The organism is Mesorhizobium sp. 01N446 (assembly GCF_056399285.1).
Map to the genome: position 1 here is coordinate 78662 of NZ_JBFTRA010000013.1, position 23319 is coordinate 101980.

19 protein-coding genes and 1 tRNA gene are annotated in these 23319 nt (G+C 62.0%); 13 read left to right on the forward strand and 7 right to left on the reverse strand.

All coding sequences use genetic code 11. The features are described from left to right. Positions 1-149: 149 nt before the first annotated feature. The 6 genes from AC1DPX_RS32005 to AC1DPX_RS32030 all read left to right on the forward strand — a co-directional run bounded on the left by AC1DPX_RS32005 (position 150) and on the right by AC1DPX_RS32030 (position 7130). A complete protein-coding gene (locus AC1DPX_RS32005) occupies positions 150-1598 on the forward strand; it encodes a helix-turn-helix domain-containing protein (protein ID WP_202356090.1) in 1449 nt (482 codons plus the stop codon). Positions 1599-1734: 136 nt separating this feature from the next. Beyond that, on the forward strand, positions 1735-2688 hold the full coding sequence (locus AC1DPX_RS32010; RefSeq protein WP_202356089.1) for a DMT family transporter: 954 nt from the start codon (positions 1735-1737) through the stop codon (positions 2686-2688). A gap of 326 nt (positions 2689-3014) precedes the next feature. Next, positions 3015-4112 (forward strand): polyamine ABC transporter substrate-binding protein, encoded by a 1098-nt coding sequence (locus AC1DPX_RS32015; protein ID WP_202356088.1) that lies wholly within the window; start codon positions 3015-3017, stop codon positions 4110-4112. An 82-nt stretch (positions 4113-4194) separates the two neighbouring features. Further along, on the forward strand, positions 4195-5337 hold the full coding sequence (locus AC1DPX_RS32020; protein WP_477241815.1) for an ABC transporter ATP-binding protein: 1143 nt from the start codon (positions 4195-4197) through the stop codon (positions 5335-5337). 9 nt (positions 5338-5346) lie between these two features. Continuing rightward, a complete protein-coding gene (locus AC1DPX_RS32025) occupies positions 5347-6315 on the forward strand; it encodes an ABC transporter permease subunit (protein ID WP_202356086.1) in 969 nt (322 codons plus the stop codon). Then, positions 6312-7130: an ABC transporter permease gene (locus AC1DPX_RS32030; protein WP_019860323.1), complete on the forward strand. Its 819-nt coding sequence runs from the start codon at positions 6312-6314 to the stop codon at positions 7128-7130. Before AC1DPX_RS32025 ends, AC1DPX_RS32030 begins: the two co-directional genes overlap by 4 nt. A gap of 12 nt (positions 7131-7142) precedes the next feature. Here AC1DPX_RS32030 and AC1DPX_RS32035 read toward each other — a convergent pair whose 3' ends face one another. Next, the gene (locus tag AC1DPX_RS32035) at positions 7143-8996 is read right to left on the reverse strand and encodes an AsmA family protein (protein WP_477241817.1); all 1854 of its coding nucleotides are present in this window, start codon (positions 8994-8996) and stop codon (positions 7143-7145) included. Between the two features lie 197 nt (positions 8997-9193). Here AC1DPX_RS32035 and AC1DPX_RS32040 point away from each other — a divergent pair, with 197 nt between their 5' ends. Then, a complete protein-coding gene (locus AC1DPX_RS32040; protein WP_477241819.1) occupies positions 9194-11152 on the forward strand; it encodes an acetoacetate--CoA ligase in 1959 nt (652 codons plus the stop codon). A 246-nt stretch (positions 11153-11398) separates the two neighbouring features. Here the strand turns inward: AC1DPX_RS32040 and AC1DPX_RS32045 are convergent, their stop codons facing one another. Further along, positions 11399-15433 carry a PAS domain S-box protein gene (locus tag AC1DPX_RS32045; RefSeq protein ID WP_477241821.1) on the reverse strand — a complete coding sequence of 1345 codons (4035 nt, stop codon included), beginning with the start codon at positions 15431-15433 and terminating at the stop codon, positions 11399-11401. Positions 15434-15683: 250 nt separating this feature from the next. Between AC1DPX_RS32045 and AC1DPX_RS32050 the strand changes: the two genes are divergently transcribed. The 3 genes from AC1DPX_RS32050 to AC1DPX_RS32060 all read left to right on the forward strand — a co-directional run bounded on the left by AC1DPX_RS32050 (position 15684) and on the right by AC1DPX_RS32060 (position 17362). After that, the gene (locus tag AC1DPX_RS32050; protein WP_477241823.1) at positions 15684-16142 is read left to right on the forward strand and encodes a phasin; all 459 of its coding nucleotides are present in this window, start codon (positions 15684-15686) and stop codon (positions 16140-16142) included. Positions 16143-16495: 353 nt separating this feature from the next. Then, positions 16496-16572, forward strand: a tRNA-His gene (locus tag AC1DPX_RS32055). Between the two features lie 214 nt (positions 16573-16786). Beyond that, positions 16787-17362 carry an alpha/beta fold hydrolase gene (locus tag AC1DPX_RS32060; protein ID WP_477241825.1) on the forward strand — a complete coding sequence of 192 codons (576 nt, stop codon included), beginning with the start codon at positions 16787-16789 and terminating at the stop codon, positions 17360-17362. Between the two features lie 575 nt (positions 17363-17937). On the opposite strand, the gene AC1DPX_RS32065 is transcribed toward AC1DPX_RS32060, so the two are convergent. The 3 genes from AC1DPX_RS32065 to AC1DPX_RS32075 all read right to left on the reverse strand — a co-directional run bounded on the left by AC1DPX_RS32065 (position 17938) and on the right by AC1DPX_RS32075 (position 19534). Beyond that, complete coding sequence (locus AC1DPX_RS32065; protein WP_477241827.1) at positions 17938-18222, reverse strand: DUF982 domain-containing protein; 285 nt, start codon at positions 18220-18222, stop codon at positions 17938-17940. A 23-nt stretch (positions 18223-18245) separates the two neighbouring features. Further along, positions 18246-18545: a DUF982 domain-containing protein gene (locus AC1DPX_RS32070; protein WP_477241829.1), complete on the reverse strand. Its 300-nt coding sequence runs from the start codon at positions 18543-18545 to the stop codon at positions 18246-18248. Positions 18546-19369: 824 nt separating this feature from the next. After that, entirely contained in the window at positions 19370-19534 is a 165-nt protein-coding gene (locus AC1DPX_RS32075; protein ID WP_477241831.1) for a hypothetical protein, read from the reverse strand. 133 nt (positions 19535-19667) lie between these two features. Between AC1DPX_RS32075 and AC1DPX_RS32080 the strand changes: the two genes are divergently transcribed. Then, positions 19668-20003 (forward strand): hypothetical protein, encoded by a 336-nt coding sequence (locus AC1DPX_RS32080; protein WP_244730556.1) that lies wholly within the window; start codon positions 19668-19670, stop codon positions 20001-20003. A gap of 587 nt (positions 20004-20590) precedes the next feature. After that, a complete protein-coding gene (locus tag AC1DPX_RS32085) occupies positions 20591-20719 on the forward strand; it encodes a hypothetical protein (RefSeq protein WP_477241833.1) in 129 nt (42 codons plus the stop codon). A gap of 519 nt (positions 20720-21238) precedes the next feature. Here AC1DPX_RS32085 and AC1DPX_RS32090 read toward each other — a convergent pair. Next, positions 21239-22255 carry a YihY/virulence factor BrkB family protein gene (locus tag AC1DPX_RS32090; RefSeq protein WP_477241897.1) on the reverse strand — a complete coding sequence of 339 codons (1017 nt, stop codon included), beginning with the start codon at positions 22253-22255 and terminating at the stop codon, positions 21239-21241. Positions 22256-22588: 333 nt separating this feature from the next. Between AC1DPX_RS32090 and AC1DPX_RS32095 the strand changes: the two genes are divergently transcribed. Beyond that, entirely contained in the window at positions 22589-22861 is a 273-nt protein-coding gene (locus AC1DPX_RS32095; RefSeq protein WP_477241835.1) for a hypothetical protein, read from the forward strand. Positions 22862-22939: 78 nt separating this feature from the next. Here AC1DPX_RS32095 and AC1DPX_RS32100 read toward each other — a convergent pair whose 3' ends face one another. Continuing rightward, positions 22940-23122: a hypothetical protein gene (locus AC1DPX_RS32100; protein ID WP_202356076.1), complete on the reverse strand. Its 183-nt coding sequence runs from the start codon at positions 23120-23122 to the stop codon at positions 22940-22942. Positions 23123-23319 lie beyond the last annotated feature (197 nt).

Genomic DNA, 23319 nt, shown 5'->3' on the forward strand with positions numbered 1-23319 from the left:
TCAGCCAGAAAAATCAACCAATGAGGCCGGAGATAAGGGAAAACCTGTGTTGTGTTTGACAGAGCGCTGCTGTAAACTTGTCATGATTGTAAAGATGCGGGCGACGGGATTGTCGCGAATGTCATGTAAATTCCTGTCAAGGGCAGTCGATGGCTGAGCAGAAGATTTTCGCCGGGCCGCGCATCCGCCGCATCCGCAACGCCAAGGGCCTGACCCAGACGGCGATGGCCGAGGGGCTCGGCATCTCGCCGTCCTATCTCAACCTGATCGAGCGCAACCAGCGGCCGCTGACGGTGCAGCTCATCCTCAAGCTGGCTTCTGTCTACAAGGTCGACCCTCATGAGTTGCAGGGCGAGGCGAGAGGGTCGGTCGCGGCCTTGAAGGAAGTGTTCACCGATCCGCTGCTGGTCGGCGAATTGCCTGGGGACCAGGAGCTCATCGAGCTTGCCGAAGCGGCGCCCAATGCGTCCGCCGCGGTGATAAAACTGTTCCGCGCCTATCGCGAGCAGGCCGAGCGGCTGTCGGACCTCAACGAACTCCTGGCGCGCGAGGGCCGCGCCACCGCGCTGTCCGGCGCCCGGCTGCCGATCGACGAGGTGCATGAGACCTTCGAGCGGCGGCCAAACCATTTTTCGACACTTGAGGAAGAGGCCGAGGCCTTCACCTCGGTGCTCGATCCCGGCGACGATCTGTTCGGTGCGCTGAAAGCCTGGCTAAAGCGCGAATACGGCATCGTGGTCAAGGTGCTGCCGGTCGCCACCATGCCCAACTGGCGTCGCCGCTACGACCGCCATTCGCAGCGCCTGTTCCTGTCCGAGCGGCTGTCGCCGTTCGACCAGCTGCGCGAGGTGGCGATGGAGGCCTGCCTGATCCGCATGACGGTCGCAGTCGCCGGCGAGATCCAGGCGCTCAAGCTGACCACCGATGAAGCCCGCCGCCTTGCCCGCTTCGAGCTCGGCCGCTATGCCGCGCATGCGCTGATGATGCCCTACCAGGCCTTTCATGCGGCCGCCATCCGCGCCCGCTACGACATCGACGTCCTGCGCTCGCGCTTCGGCGTTTCCTTCGAGCAGGCGGCGAACCGGCTGACCATGCTGCAGCGGCAAGGCGCGTCGGGCGTGCCCTTCTTCATGCTGGAGGTCGACAATGCCGGGAACCGATTTCGCAGGGCCGGCAGCCAGGGCTTTCCGCACAGCCGCTTCGGCGGCGGTTGTCCCAAGCTGCCCGTGCATGCCGCCTTCTCCCAGCCGGGCCAAGTTTTCGTCGAAGCGGTGGAAATGCCCGATGGCGCCGAGTTCCTGTGCGTCGCCCGCACACTGGAAGGGCCGCAAGGTGCGTTCTCGGAGCGTCCGCGCCGCACCGCGCTGCTCATCGGTTGCGATATCGGCTTTCGCGACGACATCGTCTATGGCGCCGCTCTGCCCGGCGCGGCGGGCGGTGGTAAGGCTGGACTGGGCGCTCCGACGGCCACGCCGGTAGGACCCGCCTGCCGGCTTTGCGAGCGCGTCGGCTGCCTGGCGCGCGCCGAACCGCCGGTGACACGTCCGCTCGGCCTCGACGAGATGGTGACGGGCCTGAGCGCTTTCGACTTCCAGTAGCGCGGCGGCAAAGGTGCCACAATCGTCGCCGGTGTCTGGATCACCCGCTCTCCAAGCCTTTGCGTTACGCGAACGGAGCAGTTCTTTGTCGCCCCTTGCGCATCGTCCCGTCCACAAAAGCTCGACACTCGCGCCCATGACAGACGCAGCATCATCAGCAGGCCTTGCTGTATCGACCGCCTCGCCGCGCGAGGAACGCATCGGCATGCTTCTGGTCTTCCTGTCGGCGCTGATGTGGAGTTTCGGCGGCACCATCGCCCGCTTCATCACCGTCGGCGACAGCTGGACGGTCATTTTCTGGCGCTCCGTCTGGGCCGCCGCCTTCCTGCTCCTGTTCATGACCTGGCGCGACGGCTGGCGCGGCATGCTGAGATCGTTTCGCGACATGGGCTTGCCTGGCCTTGCCGTGGGGTTCTGTTTCGCCATCGCGTCGACCGCCTTCGTCGTGGCGCTTGCCTACACCACCGTCGCAAACATCTTGCTTATGCAGGCGGGCGTACCACTTCTGGCGGCGCTGCTGGCCTGGGCCTTGTTTCGCGAACGGGTCGGTGTCGTGACTTGGGTGGCGATCGCCGCCGTCATTGCCGGCGTTGCCATCATGGTGTCGGAATCGCTTGATGGCGCCGTCTCGCCCATAGGTGACGGGCTGGCGCTGCTGATCGCCTTGATGTTCTCGATCGCCACCGTCATCACAAGACGCTTCGCCAGCGTGCGGATGACGCCGGCGACCTGTCTCGGCACGCTCCTGGCCGCGGGCTTTGCCGCCTCGCAGGCATCGACCTTCACGGTGTCGGCCGCCGACATGGGCTTTCTTTTCGCCTTCGGCGTGGTCAATCTCGGCATCGGTCTCGCGTTCTTCGCCACCGGCGCGCGGCTGATCCCGGCGGCCATCGCGGCACTGCTCGGCACATTCGAGCCGATCCTTGGGCCGATATGGGTCTGGCTCGTCCATTCCGAGGTGCCGTCCGGGCGCACCATCATCGGCGGCGCGGTGGTGGTCACGGCGCTGCTCGTCCATATCGGGCTCGAGTTCAAGCGCCAGGCACGGCCGCGGCGGGCAGGGGTCACCGGGGTGCCATCGCCGAATTGATGCCGGCCGCTGAAGCTTTGCCATTGACAATGTTGCTGCCGCCCGGGCAGGCTGGGGCCACGGCAACAACAAGACAGGCGTATCTTGCCAAGTCTCCCCGCCGGTCAGATCGAGACCGGACCATATTTCTGTATTCCTGTCCGCGCGGCGGCGAAAGCTTCTGACGACGCCGTGCTTCCTTCCAGATCCAGACGATCGCGCGGCCGCAACCGGCGCGCCAATCGGCGCTTGTTGTCCCCTGGAAAGCTCAATAGTCTGAAACAAATGCCCGGCCGCGCGCATGTCGCGACGAGCCGGCGATGGAACACTCACCAAAGGAGAATAGCATGATCCGCAAAGCGCTCTGGCTTTCGGCGACCTCGGTATTTCTGACATTGTTCACGCCTGCCGGGCATGCCGAGGACCGCGTCGTCAATGTCTTCAACTGGTCCGATTATATCGACCCGACGATCATCGACGACTTCACCAAGAAGACCGGCATCAAGGTCGTCTACGACACGTTCGATTCCAACGAAATCCTCGAGACCAAGCTGCTCGCCGGCGGCAGCGGCTATGACGTCGTCGTGCCGAGCGGCAATTTCCTGGCACGCCAGATCCAGGCCGGCGTGTTCCAGAAGCTCGACAAGTCGAAACTGCCGAACCTCTCCAACATGTGGGACACGGTTTCGCAAAGGACCGCCAAATACGACCCGGGCAATGAGTATTCGATCAACTACATGTGGGGCACGGTCGGCATCGGCTACAACATCAAGAAGGTGCAGGCAGCGCTCGGCACCGACAAGATCGACAGCTGGGACGTGTTCTTCAACCCCGAAAGCTTGGCCAAGCTGAAGGATTGCGGCGTCTATGTGCTGGATTCGCCTGCCGACATCATTCCGGCAGCGCTGAAATATGTCGGCCTCGACCCGAACAGCACCTCGCCCGACGATATCGCCAAGGCCGAGGAAGCTTTGATGAAGGTTCGCCCCTTCATCCGGAAGTTCCACTCGTCCGAATACATCAATGCGCTCGCCAATGGCGACATCTGCCTGGCGGTCGGCTGGTCGGGTGACGTCTTCCAGGCGCGCAACCGTGCCAACGACGCCAAGCAGGGGGTGGAGATCGGCTATTCCGTGCCGAAGGAAGGCGCGCAGATGTGGTTCGACCAGATGGCGATTCCCGCCGATGCGCCGCATGTCGCCGAAGCGCATGAATTCCTGAACTACATGATGACGCCGGAAGTGATCGCCAAATCGTCGAACGCCGTGCTCTACGCCAACGGCAACAAGGCCTCGCAGCAGTTCGTCGACAAGGCACTGCTGGGCGACCCGGCCGTCTATCCGGACGACGCGACCTTGCAGAAGCTCTACACGGTCTCTCCTTACGATCCCAAGACCCAGCGCGTCATCACGCGCACCTGGACCAAGATCGTCACCGGCCAATAAGGATCTGAAGCGACCTCGGCGAACAAAAGCCGGGGTCGCGTCTTTTTGGGGCATGAAGCAGGAAACAGCACGGAGTGGGGATATGAAATCGCTTGGCAGCATCCGCAGGGACTTCGCGCCATGGAACGACCCGAACGCCAAGCCATACATCCAGTTCGACAACGTCACCAAGAAGTTCGGTGACTTCACCGCCGTCAACAATCTGTCGCTGACCATTTTCGAGCGCGAGTTCTTCGCCTTGCTCGGCGCCTCGGGTTGCGGAAAGTCGACGCTGCTGCGGATGCTTGCCGGTTTCGAGGAACCGACGGCCGGCCGCATCCTGCTCGACGGTCAGGATTTGCGCGGCATCCCGCCCTATCGCCGGCCGGTCAACATGATGTTCCAGTCCTATGCGCTGTTCCCGCATATGACGGTCGAAAACAACATTGCCTTCGGCCTCAAGCAGGAAGGCATGCCAAAGCCCGATATCGAAAAGCGCGTCGCCGAGATGCTGAAGCTGGTCAAGCTGGAGCAGTTCGCCAAGCGCAAGCCGCACCAGCTCTCTGGCGGCCAGCGCCAGCGCGTCGCGCTCGCCCGCTCGGTCGCCAAGCGGCCGAAAGTGCTGCTGCTCGACGAGCCGCTCGGCGCGCTCGACAAGAAGCTGCGCGAGGAAACCCAGTTCGAACTGATGGATCTTCAGCAGGAGCTCGGTCTCACCTTCGTGGTCGTCACCCACGACCAGGAAGAAGCGATGACCATGGCCGATCGCATCGCCATCATGGACAAGGGCGAGGTCATGCAGGTGGCGACGCCCGCGGAAGTCTACGAGGCCCCGGCCTCGCGCTTCGTCGCCCATTTCGTCGGCAACGTGAACATGTTCGAGGGCAAGGTCGCCGAGCGGTCGGCCAACACCACCCGCATCACCGGATCGAGTGGAGCCCAGATCGTCGTCGAGAATGGCGGTGCGGCCGCCGCGGCCAATGCCGATATCGTCTTCGCCATCAGGCCGGAGAAGATCAAGGTGTCGTCGAAGAAGCCGGCCGATGCCGTCAACGCGCTGGAAGGCGAGGTCTATGACGTTGCCTATCTCGGCGACATGACCGTCTACCACATCAGGCTCGACGACGGGCAGATCGTGCGGGCAAGCGCCTTGAACGCGGCGCGCGTGACCGAGGATCCGCTGACCTGGAACGACCGTGCCTGGGTGTCCTTCCGGCCCGACGCCGGCGTCGTGCTGGCACGGTAGGGGGCTGAGATGTCCAACATCGCCGTCACCGCTGCCGCCGCGCCACCGACCGCCGCCAAGCCGTTCCTGACGCGCCTGGGGGCCGGCTTCGTCAACCGGCTCGTCATCATCGTCCCCTACCTCTGGCTGCTGTTCTTCTTCCTCATCCCCTTCGTCATCGTCTTCAAGATTTCATTGTCGCAGACGGCGATCGCCATGCCGCCCTACACGCCGGTGCTCGATTTCAGCGACGGCGTCTCCGGCTTCTTCGCCGGGTTTCGCGACCTCAACTTCGACAACTATGTCTGGCTGACGCAGGACGCACTCTATTTCAAGGCCTATGTGACGAGTGTCATCATTGCCGCGATCTCGACCGTGCTGACGCTGATCGTCGGCTACCCCATCGCCTACGGCATGTCACGCGCGCCGGCGACCATCCGTCCGACATTGCTGATGCTGGTCATCCTGCCGTTCTGGACGTCGTTCCTGATCCGCGTCTATGCCTGGATTGGCATCCTCAAGCCCGAGGGCTTGCTGAACCAACTGCTTTTGTCGCTGCACATCATCAACCAGCCGCTGGTCATCCTCAACACTTATACGGCGATCTTCATCGGCATCGTCTATTCCTATCTGCCGTTCATGGTGCTGCCGCTCTATTCGTCGCTGGAAAAGATGGATTACTCGCTGATCGAGGCGGCCAAGGATCTGGGCTGCCCGCCGACATCGGCTTTCTGGAAGATCACCTTCCCGCTGTCGCTGCCGGGCGTCATTGCCGGCTGCCTGCTGGTGTTCATCCCGGCCGTCGGTGAGTTCGTCATCCCCGATCTGCTCGGCGGCTCGTCCACGCTGATGATCGGCAAGACGCTGTGGAACGAGTTCTTCGCCAACCGCGACTGGCCGGTATCGTCGGCGGTAGCCGTCATCCTGCTTCTGCTGCTCACCGTGCCGATCATGCTTTTCCAGCAGGCACAGGCGCGTGCCCAGGAGCAGGGTAAATGAACGCCACCTGGAGCCGTTTCAACGTCACCTCGATCGTGCTTGGCTTTGCCTTCCTGTACCTGCCGATCGTGCTGCTCATCGTCTTCTCCTTCAACGAATCCAAGCTCGTCACTGTCTGGGGCGGCTTCTCGACCAAATGGTACGTGTCGCTGTTCCACAATCAGGGTCTGATGGACGCCACCTGGGTCACGGCGCGCGTCGGCGTCATTTCGGCCACCGTGGCGACGGTGCTCGGTACACTCGCGGCGCTAACCCTGACGCGCTACACGCGGTTCCGGGGCAGGGTGCTGTTTTCCGGCATGGTCTTCGCGCCGCTCGTCATGCCGGAAGTCATCACCGGCCTGTCGCTGCTGCTGCTGTTCGTCGCCGTCGGGCTCGACCGCGGCTTCTTCACGGTGACGCTCGCCCACATCACGCTGACGATGTGCTTCGTGGCGGTCGTCGTGCAGTCGCGCCTGGTTTCCTTCGACCGGTCGCTGGAGGAAGCGGCGATGGATCTCGGCGCAACGCCGGCCAAGACCTTTTTCCAGATCACGCTGCCGGTCATCCTGCCGGCGATCGTGTCCGGCTGGATGCTGGCCTTCACGCTGTCGCTCGACGATCTGGTCATCGCCTCCTTCACCTCCGGGCCGGGGGCGACGACGCTGCCGATGAAGATCTACAGCCAGGTCCGTCTCGGCGTGACGCCGGAGATCAATGCCGCCTGCACCATCCTGATCGCCGTCGTCGCTGTCGGCGTCATCATCGCATCGATCGCCAACAAGCGGCGCGAAGTGCAGCGCCAACTCGACGAACAGGCCGCGCAGCGCGGCTGAGGAGATCGCGAGCTATTCGCCCGAAACGCCGCGGCTTATCGGCGAAATGAACGGCGTGCTCCAGGTTCCGCCGACGAAGAAGGAAGACTGGTTGGGGCCTTGCTGGCCGGTCTTCTGTGCGGCCGCCTGGTCCGGCTGGATGACGCCGCCGGACAGTGCCAGCCCACGCCCCGCATAGGAGGCGATGCCGGAAAGCCAGATCTTGTACTTCGCTGAATTGGCCTCGGCCTTGTCCAGCCTTGCCACGCCTCGCGAAATGGTCGCCTTCACTTCGGCGCCATCGATCGGCAGGGTGCCGTCGGAGACATCGTCGAGCGCGAAGAAGCCGCCCTGTTCGGTATGCTTGAGGAAGGCCGGCAGGTTGAACTTGCTGAGCGCGCCGGGGCCGAAGGTCGCCGAGACCGAACCGTCGGCGTTTTCAAAGATCGAATCCCAGGTCCTGCCCGGCCCCTTGAGGATGACGGAAACGGTGCCCGTGCCGACCGGCACGAGCCGGGTCATGCCGGCCGCCGTGCCGAACGCGCCGCCATCGACGTCAGACGCAAGCAGCCGGATCTCGACCTGTGTGCCCTCGGGCTTTCGGTCGAAACGAAGGCTGGTCTGGATGTTGCCGCCAAAGGCCGAGGCGTCGGAGATGTCGAAGACCGAAAGACCGTCCTTGACCTGGGCGGTGGCGGCGACATCAGCAAGCTGGATCGCGCCGGCCGTCGCATGCGCCGCCGACAGCCTGAGATCGAGATTGACCCGGTCGGCGAAACTTGCCTCCACGTCACCTGGTCCGCCCCCGCTTGCCGGCCCCAGCGGGGTAAAGGCCGACAGGAAGGACCTGAGATCGAGCGTGTCGAAGGCAAGCGTGCCCGAGATCACGGGTTGGGCGTCGCCAAGCGACAGGTCGAGTGCGCCCATGCCCGGATTGTTGTCCAGCGTCAGCGCGGTGTTCTCGAATTTGACGCGTCCGGCCGACGCCGTGACCTTGCTCGAAATGCTGACCGAGCCGATCGCGGCACTCGGTGCGATGCCGGCCTGCGACCATTCCAGCACGCGGCGCAGCGACGGTGCCGCGAATTTCACCTGGCCGTCGAAATAGGCGTTGTCGGACATGCTGGCCGTGCCGTCGAAGGAGAAGGTGGCGGGGGCTGCCTTGAAAGACAGAGTGAGTGGTGCCATGCCCCCGGCAAACAGCACCAGCGGCTTCTGCGAGGCGGCATCGAGGGCGACGCTTTCGCCGCGCCAGATCCCGGTTGCAGACAGCGTCGCATTGCTGTTCATCGCCGCCCAGGTGGCCTGACCGCTGAGGCTACTCAGGATCTCCACGTCCTTGCCGTTGACGGAAGCCACCATGCGTCCGTCCCTGAACTCAACCGTGCCGAAGGCATCTGCCGGCAGCTTGTCGAGGTCGGGCTTGGCGGGGTCGGCGCTGACCACGCCGCGCGCCGTGTCGATGGAGCGCGCGATGCGCCCGCCCGTCGGCGCGGTGGGCAGGAACAGGCCGTCCGCCGTGCGCTGGACCCGGATCGTCGGCCGCACCAGTCGCGCCGTGGAAAACACCACGTCGCCCTGCAAGGCCGCCATGGCCGAGAGGTCGATTTCGACCCGTTCGGCTTCGACGACCGGTGGTGCGTCGGTGTCCGTCCATTTCGACAGCGTCACATCGCTCAGGATCGCCCGGAATTTCGGCCAGACCTCGATGCGCGGCGAGCCTTCGATGGCGACCCGGAAGCCGCTCCAGGCGCTCATTTCCCAGGCGATGCGGTCGCGCACGATGCGCGTCGAGGCGATCAGCGGCAGCGTGGCGACCACAAGAGCGATAACGATCACGGCAGCGCCGATCGCCCATACTCCGCGGCGGATCAAGGATGATGGCATCTCGCCCTGTCTGCTTGCGTTCCGATTAATCGCCCGGTGTGTAACCCCAGCCGTCACTACGACTTAGGACTGAGGCATTTCAAGTCTTTATGGCCCGGCGATGGCATTTGCGCACACCTGGCCGCTTGCGCCCAACAAAATCTTGCTCTGCTGCGCTGCGATATGCATAAGCGATGACGACCGTGGGAGGATCGATCATGGCTGCCGAAGTACCGCTCTGGACCCCGACGCAAGACCGGATCGACGCTTCGCCATTGACGGCTTTCCTGAAGGCGGCTGAGGCGAAAGCCGGCGCCACATTCGCCTCCTACGCCGAGTTGCACCGCTGGTCGGTCGAGGATCGCGAGGCGTTCTGGAGCCTGGTTTGGGACTTTTCCGGCATCGTCGGCGACAAGGGCGAGCGCCTGCTGGCCGATGGCGACGAGATGCCGGGCGCCTCCTTCTTCCCCGACGCAACGCTGAATTTCGCCGAGAACCTGTTGAAGAAGACCGGTGCCGGCGAGGCGATCGTCTTTCGCGGCGAGGACAAGGTGGAGCGACGGCTGTCGTGGAACCAGCTGCATGGCCTGGTGTCGCGCCTGCAGCAGCTTTTCCTGTCGCTCAAGGTCAGGAAGGGCGACCGCATTGCCGCGATGATGCCGAACATGCCCGAGACCGTCGCCGCCATGCTTGCCGCCGCCTCCATCGGCGCGGTGTGGTCATCCTGCTCCCCCGATTTCGGCGAACAGGGCGTGCTCGACCGGTTCGGCCAGATCGAACCCGTCATCTTCATCGCGCCAGACGGCTATTGGTACAATGGCAAGGCGATCGAGGTCGCCGACAAGGTCGCCGCGGTCGCGGCCAAGCTCGGCAGTGTCCGCAAGGTCCTGCTTGTCGATTATCTCGGCACCTCGGCCGATGTGGCCGCAACCATCGACAAGGCGATGGCGATGGAAGAGGCGCTGTCGCCTTTCGTGGAAAAAGCCGTCGGCTTCGAGCGGCTGCCGTTTTCACATCCGCTCTACATCCTGTTTTCATCAGGAACCACCGGCATCCCCAAATGTATCGTCCATTCGGCCGGCGGCACGCTGATCCAGCATGTCAAGGAACACCGGCTGCATGCCGGGCTCGCTGACGGCGACCGCTTCTTCTACTTCACCACATGCGGGTGGATGATGTGGAACTGGCTGGTGTCGGGCCTGGCTTCCGGGGCGACACTTCTGCTCTACGACGGCTCGCCTTTCTACCCCGACGGCAATGTGCTGTTCGACTTCGCCGATGCCGAGAAGATGACCTTCTTCGGCACTTCGGCCAAGTTCATCGATTCCGTGCGCAAGGCCGGCCTCAAGCCGATCCGCAGCCATGATCTGTCTGATGTCCGGGCGATCGCCTCCACCGGCTCGCCGCTCTCGCCCGAGGATTTCCGCTTCGTCTATGACGGCATCAAGAAGGACGTGCATCTGGCCTCGGTTTCCGGTGGCACCGACATCGTCTCCTGCTTCGTGCTCGGCGTGCCGACCCAAGCGGTCTGGACCGGCGAGATCCAGGGACCGGGCCTCGGCCTGGCTGTCGATGTCTGGGACGATGACGGCAAGCCGATCCGGCAGGAGAAGGGTGAACTGGTCTGCACCAAGGCGTTTCCATCGATGCCGATCGGCTTCTGGAACGACCCCGACGGCAAGAAATACCAGGCCGCCTATTTCGAGCGTTTCGACAATGTCTGGTGCCATGGCGATTTCGCCGAATGGACCGTGCATGGCGGCATGATCATCCATGGCCGTTCGGATGCCACGCTCAATCCGGGCGGCGTGCGCATCGGCACGGCGGAGATCTACAACCAGGTCGAGCAGATGCCGGAAATCCTGGAGGCGCTGTGCATCGGCCAGGATTTCGACAATGACGTGCGCGTCGTGCTGTTCGTGCGGCTGGCCGCGGGCGTCAAACTGGACGAGGACCTGGAAAAACGCATCCGCGCCAAGATCCGCAGTGGCGCCAGCCCCCGCCACGTGCCGGCCAGGATCGTCGCCGTGTCGGACATTCCGCGCACCAAGTCGGGCAAGATCACAGAGCTCGCCGTGCGCGACGTGGTGCATGGCCGCGCCATCAAGAACAAGGAAGCGCTCGCCAACCCGGAAGCGCTGGAGCTGTTCAGGAACCTGCCGCAGCTTGCCGAGTGATCCCGACCGGCATGGTTAACGAACCATGTCGCGGGAATTTACCTAGATTTCACGAGTGGTACACATTCGTAAATTTTTCAGCGGTCCGGTAAGGACTTGTTAAGGCCCGGCCCCGATAGTCGCATGTAACTTGAGGGAGAAATCCCGTTCCTCAGCCCCCGGAGGATCTGAATTCGCTCAAGCCCCCGTTGTGACAGCAATCCCATCTCTTAAGGCGCCCTTTGGGCGCCTTTTCTTTTGGGCTTGCTATTCCGCCAGCACGCGCGTCGACGGGAAGGCGACCTCGACCAGCGTGCCTTCGCCGGGCGTCGAATTGATGGTGAAGCGGGCGCGGTTTGCTTCCACCATAGCCTTGGTCAGCGGCAAGCCAAGGCCGGTGCCGTCGCCACGCCCGCGCTTCAGCGCGTTGATCTGCTTGAACGGCTTCAGCGCCTGTTCGATCTCGGCCTGGCTCATGCCGATACCGGTGTCGCGCACCCGCATGACGACGTCGCCTGAAGTCTCATAGGCCGTCGAAACGATCACCTGGCCGCCGGCCTGAGTGTAGCGGATGGCGTTGGACAGGATGTTGAGCGCGATCTGGCGCACGGAGCGCAGGTCGGCCACCACTTCCGGCAGCCGCGAGGCGAAGCTGGAACGGATGATGACGCGTTCGCGGTTGGCCTGCGGCTGCATCATCGCCACGGTCTCGGCCAGCGTGTCGTTGAGCGACACCGCCTCATAGGCCATTTCCTGCTGGCCGGCCTCGATCTTCGAGATGTCGAGCAGGTCGTTGACCAGATCGAGCACATGGTTGCCCGAGCGGTTGATGTCTCTGAGATAGTCGCGGTAGCGGTCATTGGCGACCGGCCCGAACTTTTCGTCGACCATCAATTCGGAAAAGCCGATGATGGCATTGAGCGGCGTGCGGATCTCGTGGCTGATGCGGGCCAGGAAATCAGTCTTTTGCGAGGACGCCCGTTCGGCCACCGCGCGTGCCTGCGTCAAATCCTCTTCCGCTCGCTTCCACTGCGTGATGTCGCGCACGACGGCACAGAAGCCGCTGTCGTTGGGCAGCCGGCCGATGGTCATGAACAACGGGATGAAGCGCCCCTGCGCCTCGCGCCCGATCACCTCGCGGCCGTCATTCATGACGCTCGCCACGCCGGGTTCGGACAGGCCGGCGAGATAGTCGCGCGCCGCGCGTTGGCTTTCGATGGCAAACAGCGAGGCGAACGGCTTGCCGGTCACCTCGTCGCTGTCGAAACCGAACAGCGCTTCGGCCGGCCGGCTGATCGAGCGGATGGTGCCGTCGCTGCCGATCAGCACGACGCCATCGGTAGCGGTGTCGATGATGGTACGCATCTCGGCAATGCGCGCCTTGAGCTCGGAAATGTCGGGCTGTGTCGGCTCTTCGCCGACCACGTGCAGGGCGGCGGGCGCGTCATCCTCGCCGGAACGGCGCACGACCAGCATCAGCGCCTTGCCGTCGCGCCAGGGAACGGAGCGCAGGATGGCGTCGATGGGAAATTCCTGGCCATCGCGGGTCTTCAGCCGCAGCGCCCGGTCGCTGCCGTCGGCGGCGCCATCATCAGCGTAGGGATCGGCAAACAGCGCACCCAGGCCGCCGGCATCCTCAAGATCCTCGAGCGTGTCGTAACCGGTCAGGTCGAGGAATTCCTCATTGGCATAGTGCAGCTGGTCGCCCGAATGGATGAGCAGCGGCACCGGCAGCTTGCCGAGCAGCGAAGTGTCCGGAGCCTTGCCTTCGTCGCCGATCGAAAAGGCCGACGGCACGATCCCTTCGGTCTTGAGCGGCGGCACTTGCAGACGCGGCCGTCCAGCCGGGCTCTCGACAGCGTCGGCTGTGCCGGCGATTTCGTGGCTGAACGCGGCGGCCCGCCCGTTAGAGGCTACGGCCTTCTCGCCTTCGACCCAGTCTTCATTGTCCTCGGCATCGCGGAAATCGGCCGACGTCATGCTGTCGTCATCGGCCGCGAGATGTCCGGCGTCTGCAGCTGCCGGTTCATCGTCGATCGAGGCGGGCTCGGCAGCTTCCGGTTCCACAGGCTCCGGTTGAGAGGCCGTGGGCTCGTCATTGTCCGCAACGGGGCCTGGCTCGTCTTCGCGGTCGGCGTAGCTGAGCAGCGAGCCTGTCGCAGCAGCCCGCGTGTCACTCTCCTCCTCGTGAACCGCGTCGTCCGGATGGGCGCCGTCGAGCCGTGCGAGATCCGCCTGGTCCTCGGCATCGGTTTCGGATGGCTCGGCCGGCACCGCGTCGTTGTCTGGCTCTGCAACCGGGATTTCGCCGGCCTTTGCCGGCTCCTGATCCGGGACAGCATCGGGCGTCGACGCAATCTCGCCAGCGGGCTCGATCGGAGCTTCCGTCTTCGCGACCGGCGCCTCGGCTGCTGTTTCAGCCGCGGACTCAGCCGGTGTCTCGACCACCGGTAGGCTTTCGGTACCGGGCTTCTCCGCTTCCGGCGGCTCGGCCGGCGCACTGTCTTTCTTCAGCCGCTCGCCGATCTCGCGGAAGGCGCTGCGTTCCAGCGTCGACAACCCCTTGTCGTTGGCCGGCTGCCGGTGTTCGGCCAGGCGGATGACCTTGTCGGCAAAGCGCCGCTCCTGTTTCGGAACGATGGTCAGCGCCGGCACCTCGCCCTTGAACGGGTCCGCCGCATCTGGTTCCTCGGTCTTCGGCTCTTTCGCTTTAGGCTCTTCAGCGGCAGGCTCGACGGCTTCCGGGTCCGGAGCCCGGCCATTGGGCACCAGGGCCATGCCGATCGCTTCTGGATCGACGACCGCATCACTGGCGCGCGCGACGCCGAAGCCGCGAAAACCCTCGAAGGCGCGGCTGCGGCCATAGACAGGCAAAGCCGCCAGGTCGACGGGAATCTTCAGGTCGGTGCCGACGACAGGCCAAAGTACGGAGCGGCCGGACCAGGTGTCGCGCCGCTCCAGCAGGCCGGCGATCTCTCCGGACGCGTCAAGGCCGAAGGCCGCCGCGACATCCCTGAAGCGCCGGCCGATCACGTCGGCGGCCGGCTTGCCGACAATGTCGGCGAATTCCGGCGACAGCGCGCTGAATTTGCCTTCTGCGTCGGTGCGCCAGACGAAGCGCAGCGGCGCCGCCGAGCGGTCTATCGTGCGAGCTTGGGTCGCGGTCGATGCAGCCGGGGAGGCGGCCTCGTCCGGCGTCGCGCTGCCCACCGAAGCCTCGGCGCCGGCCGCTTGGGCCGCATTTTTCGCTTCCGGCGCGGCAGGCGCGGGTCGCGCGTCATCCTCACCGGCGTTAAAGTACCAGTGATCGTGCTGTGCCGGTGTGCCCCTTGCGGCCGGCTGATCGTTGTCGGCGGCAACCGGCGCCGGGCCGGTTGGCTCCGAAACCTCTTGTGCTGCCCGTTCCGGCCTGTCTTCGGCCACAGACTCGGAAGAGGCGGGCTCCTGCTCGATTTCGGCAGTGCCGGGCGACCGTTCGACAGGCTCCGCCTGCGAAACATCCGCCGTTGGCTGATTGTCCTGGTGAGGATCGGATTGCGCGGCGCCTTCTGCCGCTGTTGCATGGTCAATCTCGTTGGCGGGGTTTTCCGTTGCTGCCGAGGGACTGTCTGCCGACGCCCCTGAAGCAGCGGCGTTGTCCTCGAGCTGATCCTCATCGATCACCACCAGAAGATGCCGCTCCGGCGTCAGCCGCGCGAGACCGGCCGGGTAGGAGGTGTTGCCGCCCGGAACGAGGCGCTTGACGATGCGCTCGCCCTCGGCGGCCACATCAGCCACCAGAGCGGCCAGCGTCGCGGGCAGGATGCCGAGCTTCGAAAAGCCGTCCGACGCCGCCTCGACATTACCCACCGCATCGATGAAGGCGATGAAATGGCCGTCCTCGGTGAAGCCGCTGATCGCCCGACTGGCGATCTCGGCGGCGCCGCGCGAGCCAGTCTGGGCCGCTGGCACGGCAAGCATGATCGCCTTCTCGCCGTCGGGCAGCGTCACCGCACTTGCTTGGAAGCCGATGGTGCGGCTGGTCATGCCCGTCGCCAGCCTGACGGTAATGCCGCGATCGCTGCCGATCTCGGGAAAACCGCTGGTCGCCATGATCTGGCGGCGGGCGATCAATGGCAACTGTGCCGAGGCGCCGATGATCGCTTCGATGTCGGGGTAGCCGAACAGGGCGGCGCCCGGCCCATTGGCCCAGATCACCTGCTCCAGGTCCACCGACAGGATCGCGAGCGCGTCGCCGGCGGCAAAGCGCTGGCGCACCGCGTCGAGCACGGCAACGTCGAGGAAGGAATATTCGGACGGCATGCGCTTGGCGAACCCTAACGGAGCGGCGAAATTTGCAGTTAACGCTTTGTTAATAAAAGCCGCAGCCGCGAAGGTCCACAAGCCAGAACGTGCAAAGGCTGGTTTCTGGGCTTTTGGTTAACGGCCGAAAAGAAATTTATGGTGCACTGCAACAAAGATATTGCAATGCACAAAATTTGCCTTTATATTGCCATCATAACTGAACGAGACGGCTTTCCGTCAAAGCCGCTGCCGCTGAAAAGGATGGAAAATGTCCAGGACCAAGACTGCCGACACGATCGAAAACGTTGAATTCCCGAGCTTCGATGCTTCCAAGGCCACTGACCAGATTCGCGCATTCGCCGAGAAGGGCGTTGAGCAGTCGAAAGAGGCCTATGCAAAGCTCAAGACCGGCGCCGAGGAGACCCAGAAGGCTCTGGAGTCGACCTACGAAACCGCCAAGACTGTTTCCAGCGACCTGTCGCTCAAGACCATCGCGGCGCTGCGCGCCAATGCCGAAGCCGGCTTCTCGCATCTCGAAGCCCTGATCGGCGCCAAGTCGCTGTCGGAAGTCGTCGAGCTGCAGACCGCTTTCCTGCGCAAGCGCGTCGAGTTGACGGTCGAGCAGGCCAAGGACTTCCAGGCTGTTGCCTCCAAGGCGGCCGAAGACGTCTCCAAGCCGATCAAGACCGCCTTCGAGAAGGCGATCAAGGACATCAAGGCTGCCTAATATTTGCGCATGATCTGAAGATGCAACAAAAGGTCGCATTTTCTTAAAAACGATCAGGCGTATGATGATGGCCATCAAGGAATACCCGGCGAGTGGAACCTCCTCCCTCTGCTCCCGGGGTGACCAGCCAGCTCCTCCTCCCGCTGGCTCGTAACAGGAAAAGGCCGGCACCTCCTCCCGCCGGCCTTTTTCTTTGCCCGGTGATATCGCGCGATGCGGCGAGATGTGGGCAAGTGGCCTTTGCTTCGCAAAGGCCTTGAATTAAAATCCATAAGCCCGTATGGACGCATCGCCGAACGACAGAGCGGATCAAGTGGAACGAATTTCCGCACCGATTCCGCTCAGGCAAATGTGCCGTTGTAGCTCAGCTGGTTAGAGCGCCGGATTGTGGATCCGGAGGTCGCTGGTTCGATCCCAGCCAACGGTACCATCAATTTTTCCGATAAGATATTGATTTTGCTGCAGAATTTCGCGATAGTAGCTGCGAATCCTGCGCTGTTTTGGCCTCCCTGCTTCTTCTCTATTTCTTTGGTGTGGGTTCAGTCTCAGCTGGCGTGGTGGTAGGCGCTCTGTTGGCTGGGGCGATGGCTGCACCGGGTCTCTTTGTGCGCGATCCGGCATGGTGACCGCGAGCTCAGCAGCGAATGGCCAAGCCTGGTACTGGTTCGCAAGATCTGCTCAAGCTTGTGGATCATCTCGGCCTCGGCAAATTTCATCTCGTTGGCACCGCGGCAGGCGGCATGATCGCGACCGACTTTACTGTCTCTCATGAAGACCGGGTCCGGTCTCTGGTGCTTGCAAATACGATTGTGGGCATCACCAATGACGACTATCGCGCCATCTATAAACTGTTATGGCTAGAGGGTTTCGACGCGATGCCGGGCGATTTCAAGGAGCTTGGTCCTTCCTATCGGCACATCGATACGGCAGGTCGCGCCCTTTGGAATGAGCTTGAGCACAAAGCCAAGGTTGGTGACATGAAAGTGCAGGGTTACCAGAACAAGGTGGTGTGGGATCATCTGGCGGCCTGGAAGCTTCCTGTGCTCATCATGACCGGTGACGCCGGTCTCTATATGCCGCCGTCGATGATGCGTCTCCTCCACAGCCGCGTTGCCGGCGCTGAGAAGGTTCTCGTATCCGATTGTGGACATTCGGCCTATTGGGAGCGGCCGGAAGGCTTCAACAGGGCCGTTCTAAGTTTCATCGAGAGCCATGCCTGAACGGTAAAGGTGATCCCGATGTGGCAAGCCGGATTTGGTCAACGCCATCAAGACACGGTCGGCGCGGCCGGGTCGAACTAGTTGTTTGATCGCGTCCGTTATTCAGTAGGAGGAAGTTCTTGGCGACCCGCAGCCACAGCGTCGGCATCTCGAAGCCAGTAGTTAATCTCGTTCGTCGTTCTTAGGTTCGCCCGACCATACGAGAATACGAAGGAAATGGGTTGGCGAACCATGCGGTAACGTATTGATTGCCTTAGGAAACGTTGACCCTCCGGCCCCTCCAAACGACCGCTTAAGTGGAGCGATCGACTTGTTAGGTCGAAGTAAGCCGCTTGGCACCCAAGTACATTAGTGCTGAAGCTACACGAGTTCGGTTCCAACCGGCTGCTTCAGCGCGGCTTATCAGCTCGTCGACATGGGAAGCTAGAGCATCCTGGCAATCAGCGTCATACGGAGTTGCGTTTACCTCATGGGCGGGGGATCTAACTGTGGCTTCGTTTGCCATTAACGTTCTCTTGAAAATGAAAGATCAGGGAAAGGCGGCCGCTCGTCGTGGCAACCGCCTTTCGTGGCCTTTAGACGTGGCTGGGCGTCCATCTTCCGAGGGACGGGGGCGTGACCCCATCTTCCATCAGGATGTCTTTCTTCCGCGCGAAGGCTGTAAAAACGCCTCGTGCAGTCTCAGGGTCGACATCACCGACCAACGCGGCTTTGCAGGCTCGAATAGCCGCTTTCTGTTCCGGGCTATTGCCGCACCACTCCACTGCGAATTGATAGGCGTCGGCGACTGTGTTGAGTTGGCGGGGGAAACCCAATCCAACCCAGACGCGAACCGGTTTTTCAAAAGGTTTTGATAGCATCGCGATCTGCCTCCCTCGCTAGCCTAAGCGACCAATCCGCCGCTCTGGCTCCGGTTTCCAGCCGTCGCCCAAGGCACGGTGTTTTCTTCATGGATTTTGGCCGACCTAGCGAAACCGCGAAATGCTTCGCGAGCGCCTGAGAGCGGATAACCGGCGTCGAATGCGCGCTGACAGGCGCGAAGGGCGGTCTGGTAGATAACTCCCCGCCGTTCTTTCGGCCAATCGTAGAGAAATTCCAGGGCGTCCTCGAGGCAAGCAATTTCCTGGATCAGGTTCCCGCCGCTCTTCACGAAGACAGGGCTGTCAAACATCCGATCGTTCATAGGATCCTCCAAGTCGAACGAACAATTGATTTTTGATATAGGCGCGCCACGAACGGTCAGCGCCGACGGCGATATGGGTCTCGCGATTTTGACCGTCAAGACCGGTCGGAAAGTGCTGATGAAAAATCGCCGTCAACCTTCGGCTTCCTTCGCAACCAACACTTCCACCGCTCGTTGACCCATGCTGGTTGATCCCAGCACTCCATGACCCTGGCCCGCTGCTCTCCCTCAGAGCGGCGGGTTTTTATTTCTGGAACATACCTTTGTATCAATGGTTGGTGCAGGCGGCGGCCGACTTTTCAGCGGCGCGGTCGCTTGACCAGGGGAAACCTTGCCCGCGCATCCCCGAGATGGCCACCAATTCTGACGATGAGGTACATGATTAACGACAGAGCGCAAGCGGCAATAGGGAAGCCTGTCCTTGGCATGCTGCTAGGAGGGGTGCTGCTCGCTGTGATCGGCTGGGGCATTTGTTGGCCGGATGACGAAGAAGCCATGGCCCGCAATTCCGCAGGTACCGCTATTGTCCATCGGTTGTCTGGAACCAACTCGCGCCCATGAGGTTCGTTGTCTGCTCGGTTCTCCCTCGACCGAGCGAGCGAGCAGAGCCCGTCGTCGCTTGCTCGGCGGCGGGCTTTTCCGTTGGCGCATTGGTCGAACATCTGGCGTATGGAGTGAGCCTGCTAGCCAGCCACCGCGGTTAGGTGATCTCGCAACAGAAATCGTAGATCAGATCGGCGACTTTCACAGCTTCGAAGTCCGACATGTGCGCCGCGTTCTCTACTGCGACCGTCTCCAAATCGTCTTGATCAACAGCCAGAAGGTCAAGCAATTTTGCAAATTTTGAGTTCGCGTTCGCCGACGAATTTGTCGATCGTGACATTCAGAATGTTCACATTTACTTCGACCAGCCTCTCTTGAATGCTTTCCGAGGAGGCTGCCAGCGCGCGCATTGCGGCGAAGAAGTGCTGGTTGATCGATCCCAACACTCAAAATCCTGCCGGCCCACGTTTATCTCCTCCCCGCTAGGAACGAATTTCGAGACTGTGACTTTTCTCCCGACGCCATTGCTTCGTGGTGGCAGGGCTACTCGCAAGGTGGCTCGTCCTTTGGAGAACCAATATGATTCACAATATGTTCGCGTCGTCCGTAATTATGGGGTTGCTGACCGGAAGCTGCCTTGCGCAGACACCCGACGATCCGGCGCTCGGTGCCTGCAAGTCGACCGGCTTGGTCGCTCTTCAGGAGACGGACAAGAACATCAGCGACCTGGTTATCGACATGGAAAGCGTCGCGCTGAGCAAAGCCGACACGACTGTCGAGAACGTCCCTGTCAAGACGGTTGTTCTGGGCGAAGCCTACATCGCTCGAGGCGGCAAAACCGGAGCGCCAGACCGCTTTGTCTGCTTGCTCGGGGAAAAAGGTAAAGTCTTGCTCACATTTTTCACGGCTAAGTGAGGCGCCTCCTCAACTGATTTGAACCTATAGAGCATCCAGAATTTGATCTCGGCCAGGCGCTTCCTCGCGACGGTTGGGTGGATCAGCCTTCATAGAAACCGCCAGGGGCTTCCGTGGCGGGTTCTTCTGTCTTGAGCATGCTCAAGGCGCGATTACGCCGTAACCTTCCTGATCCAAACAGCCGGCAAACCTCCTCTTCGCCAATCAGCATTTTTCCGACGCGCCTTCGCCAACGGGTCGCGCGCGCCTCTTCCGCGGTGCAAAAACCCCAAAACCAYGGCTCCCCATATCGGGGTGATCCGCGTTTGCCGGCCGGCATGATCGAGCCTGGCAGCCGGATTCAGTTCAGCGAGCGCTGCCAGGCGAAGCCGAAGTGTTTTCCGGCTGCTCGGCAAGGCCGGCCTAGCAGGGATAGTTTCCAAGTGGCGCGACAGCAAATGCCGCAGCGGCCCATCGACGAACTGGTTGAAGGCTTTGCCCTGAGGGCCGATCGCGCCGGCCGTTAGCTAGGCCTTCATCGGCGACGCTGTGCGCAAGCCGCCTCGACGTATGGCGCACAGGCGCGCACGGAAGGCAAGGAACACGCCTTGCCGGACTACTGGAAGGTGTTGGCTGAGGCATGGCTGCAGGGTTTTGACGACTCTCTGCACCCGGCGGAGCCAAAAACGGGCCTGTCGGCCATCAACTGGAAGCCGAACTCGACGAGTCTGCGGTGATCGAATCAACGGCGTGCAACGGGCGATGATCCATTCCAGAAAGACGGAACATTTTTGTCGGGTCGGCATTCATTTGGTCTGTTAGCACAGGGAGGCTCTCTTTGACCCAACGTCGGATCGATAAGGAACGAATCGAGCGTGCAGATCGTGAATCGAAACTGGCGATCGAGGCCGAGCGCGTAGCCAGAATTGCCAAGACGGAGCGGCTTAGAGCACAGCGCCTTCTGGCTGAACCACCGGTTGATAACCCGGCTCTCCTCAGCCGTCGTCGAGCAGCCGCGAGGAAGCCAGCCCGAAAGACTATCGAGGTTGAGTAAGGCGGAACCTAACCCTGCCGCAGAGCTTGTCGCGACATGAGCACGGTTCCTTCAACGCACGATCCCGCTCGCAACCAAGACCAGCACATGCAAAATCACGCAAGAGCAAAGCCGCATAGGACGCAAAGTAGAAACATCTAGCCAGGCGCGCTGACAGGACCCGACTACGCACCCTCGCTCACAGTGCCTGTTCGTTCGATAGTCAGTCTGCGGTTTTGCCCAACGTGTCCGCTACCACAGCACCTCGCTTGCCCATGGGCAGGGGAGGGCCTGTAGTCGAGTCCACGGCTGTCTGATGCTCCATCTCGGCATTGATGGCTGCGCCAGCAATGAGGATGATGACGGAAATCCATGTCCACATCATCAAACCGACAACAGCCCCTAGCGACCCGTAGGTGGCGTTGTAGTTGGCGAAATGCTGCAGATAGAACGAGAACAGCCAAGACGCTGCGATCCATGCCACCGTCGCAATCAACGCGCCCCAACTCAGCCAGCGCCACTTGGCTCGCTCGCGGCTCGGTCCGAAGCGATAGAGCAAGGAAATTCCGGTCAGCATCGCTCCGACCAGGATCGGCCACCGAGATACCGCGACGAGCGTTTCCGTCCACGCGTCAAGATAGAAATAGCCCAAAAGTGCCGGAACGACGCCCACCGTGAGCAACAGCACGATGCCGATCAGCAGCGCTCCAACTGTGAACAGGATCGACATGAGGTTGAGCGTTATGAAGCTGCGTTTTTCGCGTTCCTCATAGGCGATGTTCATGGCATCAAAGAGGGCCTTCATGCCGCTGTTGGAACTCCACAGCGCGATACCAAGGCCGATGAAGAAGCCTATGCCGAGAGCACCGGGTTTCTGGCTGGCCAGGGCTTGCAGTTGACCACGAATGAGGTCCAGCCCCCCTGACGGAAGCAATCCGCCGAGATACGCGACATGGTCCGCAACCGTAACCGGGTCCGCGACAAAGCCATAAATTGAAATGAACGCGGCCAAAGCCGGGAACAGCGCCAGCAGCAAGTAGAACGTGGCACCGGCCGCGACGAGCAGAACCCGGTCCTTGTTAAATTCTTCCCACAAGCGCCAGAAAATATCTTTCCAGCCAAGCGCGGGGATCTGGGACGGCCAGGCCGCGTCGCGGCCGCGATCGCCATCTTCCGATCTCAGAGCGGCCTTGCTGTCTTCCGTTGTCGATGCAGCGCGACTGGCGGCCTCTCCATCGATCAACGAGGCCTCTTTTCCGGGTGGCTGCTGAGCCCGGTTCGCTCCCGAAGTCAATGCTCTGGTCTCACTGGCCGCCACATGCGACAAGGACTTTAGAGTGTGTCGCCGGTGCGTCCCTCCCTTGACCCGGGGTTGGGTTGCGGTCGAGCGTTTCCACCAATTCGCCTCCTCATGCCCGGGCTCGTGTCCCCTCAACGTCTTAAACAGCAAAGCTGTTCCCGCTATTCCTGAAAGAGCGACCATGTCGTTTGGCTGCACAACGATTTTTCGGTAGGCGCGCATCCTTTTCAGACACATCGACGTTTGGCGAAGTGCCTACCAGAGGATGAAGAGATGAAGGCGTTGAGCGAAGCCGAGCTAACATCGGAGGCGGTGCTCGCGGAAGATACCGACCAGATCGTCAACCGAACGGCTCATTTTGTCGGTGAATGGATTGAGGAGCACGTCATTGAAAAGGCGACGACGTTTTCGCCTGGCGATGATACCGTCGAAGAACTTGCCAAAGAATGCATTGCCGATGCAAAACAGGAGGGGATCGCCGCCGAGGACATCCAGGACGAAATCGGCGATCTCAAGGAATATATTGCGGAGGCGATTGATCAGTGAGAGCCGCGGCGGATCGACTGGGCATTTCCATTGCGGGCATTTGTTGAAGCCTGTGACAGGACGTGTAAAGCGTCGGCGTCAGCTGGCTGATTTCTTCTTGGCCGCCGCTGGATTTTGACCGGTCGCTGCCGACGTCTTGGCGTCCTTGGAATGAGCAGCGATCGCTGGGCCGGCGCCCGTTGCCTTGCGCATGTCTCCACTCGATTTGTCGGCTGGCGCCTTGCGACCCAGGCCAGAGAAGAATTTGCTGAGAACGCCCATGTCTTACTCCTGTTCGCGCCCTAAGACGCTGATGCGTTGATTGTGCGCAGAAGGCTAACTTGATCGCTCTCGTTTGGTTCCGGTAGCGGTTGCATCGACTGGCGGCGTCACGGCCATCATTGATTTGACCTCCGGGTTTTTGAAGTTGGTCACGGTGAACGGTCTTCCTCGATTTGGAACCCTTAGCCTGTTCATAG

Bases quoted from the DNA above. Each gene is read 5' to 3' on its own strand.
- AC1DPX_RS32005 (WP_202356090.1), top strand. From the start codon at position 150: ATGGCTGAGCAGAAGATTTTCGCCGGGCCGCGCATCCGCCGCATCCGC.
- AC1DPX_RS32010 (WP_202356089.1), top strand. From the start codon at position 1,735: ATGACAGACGCAGCATCATCAGCAGGCCTTGCTGTATCGACCGCCTCG.
- AC1DPX_RS32015 (WP_202356088.1), top strand. From the start codon at position 3,015: ATGATCCGCAAAGCGCTCTGGCTTTCGGCGACCTCGGTATTTCTGACA.
- AC1DPX_RS32020 (WP_477241815.1), top strand. From the start codon at position 4,195: ATGAAATCGCTTGGCAGCATCCGCAGGGACTTCGCGCCATGGAACGAC.
- AC1DPX_RS32025 (WP_202356086.1), top strand. From the start codon at position 5,347: ATGTCCAACATCGCCGTCACCGCTGCCGCCGCGCCACCGACCGCCGCC.
- AC1DPX_RS32030 (WP_019860323.1), top strand. From the start codon at position 6,312: ATGAACGCCACCTGGAGCCGTTTCAACGTCACCTCGATCGTGCTTGGC.
- AC1DPX_RS32035 (WP_477241817.1), bottom strand. From the start codon at position 8,996: ATGCCATCATCCTTGATCCGCCGCGGAGTATGGGCGATCGGCGCTGCC.
- AC1DPX_RS32040 (WP_477241819.1), top strand. From the start codon at position 9,194: ATGGCTGCCGAAGTACCGCTCTGGACCCCGACGCAAGACCGGATCGAC.
- AC1DPX_RS32045 (WP_477241821.1), bottom strand. From the start codon at position 15,433: ATGCCGTCCGAATATTCCTTCCTCGACGTTGCCGTGCTCGACGCGGTG.
- AC1DPX_RS32050 (WP_477241823.1), top strand. From the start codon at position 15,684: ATGTCCAGGACCAAGACTGCCGACACGATCGAAAACGTTGAATTCCCG.
- AC1DPX_RS32060 (WP_477241825.1), top strand. From the start codon at position 16,787: ATGGCCAAGCCTGGTACTGGTTCGCAAGATCTGCTCAAGCTTGTGGAT.
- AC1DPX_RS32065 (WP_477241827.1), bottom strand. From the start codon at position 18,222: ATGCTATCAAAACCTTTTGAAAAACCGGTTCGCGTCTGGGTTGGATTG.
- AC1DPX_RS32070 (WP_477241829.1), bottom strand. From the start codon at position 18,545: ATGAACGATCGGATGTTTGACAGCCCTGTCTTCGTGAAGAGCGGCGGG.
- AC1DPX_RS32080 (WP_244730556.1), top strand. From the start codon at position 19,668: ATGATTCACAATATGTTCGCGTCGTCCGTAATTATGGGGTTGCTGACC.
- AC1DPX_RS32095 (WP_477241835.1), top strand. From the start codon at position 22,589: ATGAAGGCGTTGAGCGAAGCCGAGCTAACATCGGAGGCGGTGCTCGCG.
- AC1DPX_RS32100 (WP_202356076.1), bottom strand. From the start codon at position 23,122: ATGGGCGTTCTCAGCAAATTCTTCTCTGGCCTGGGTCGCAAGGCGCCA.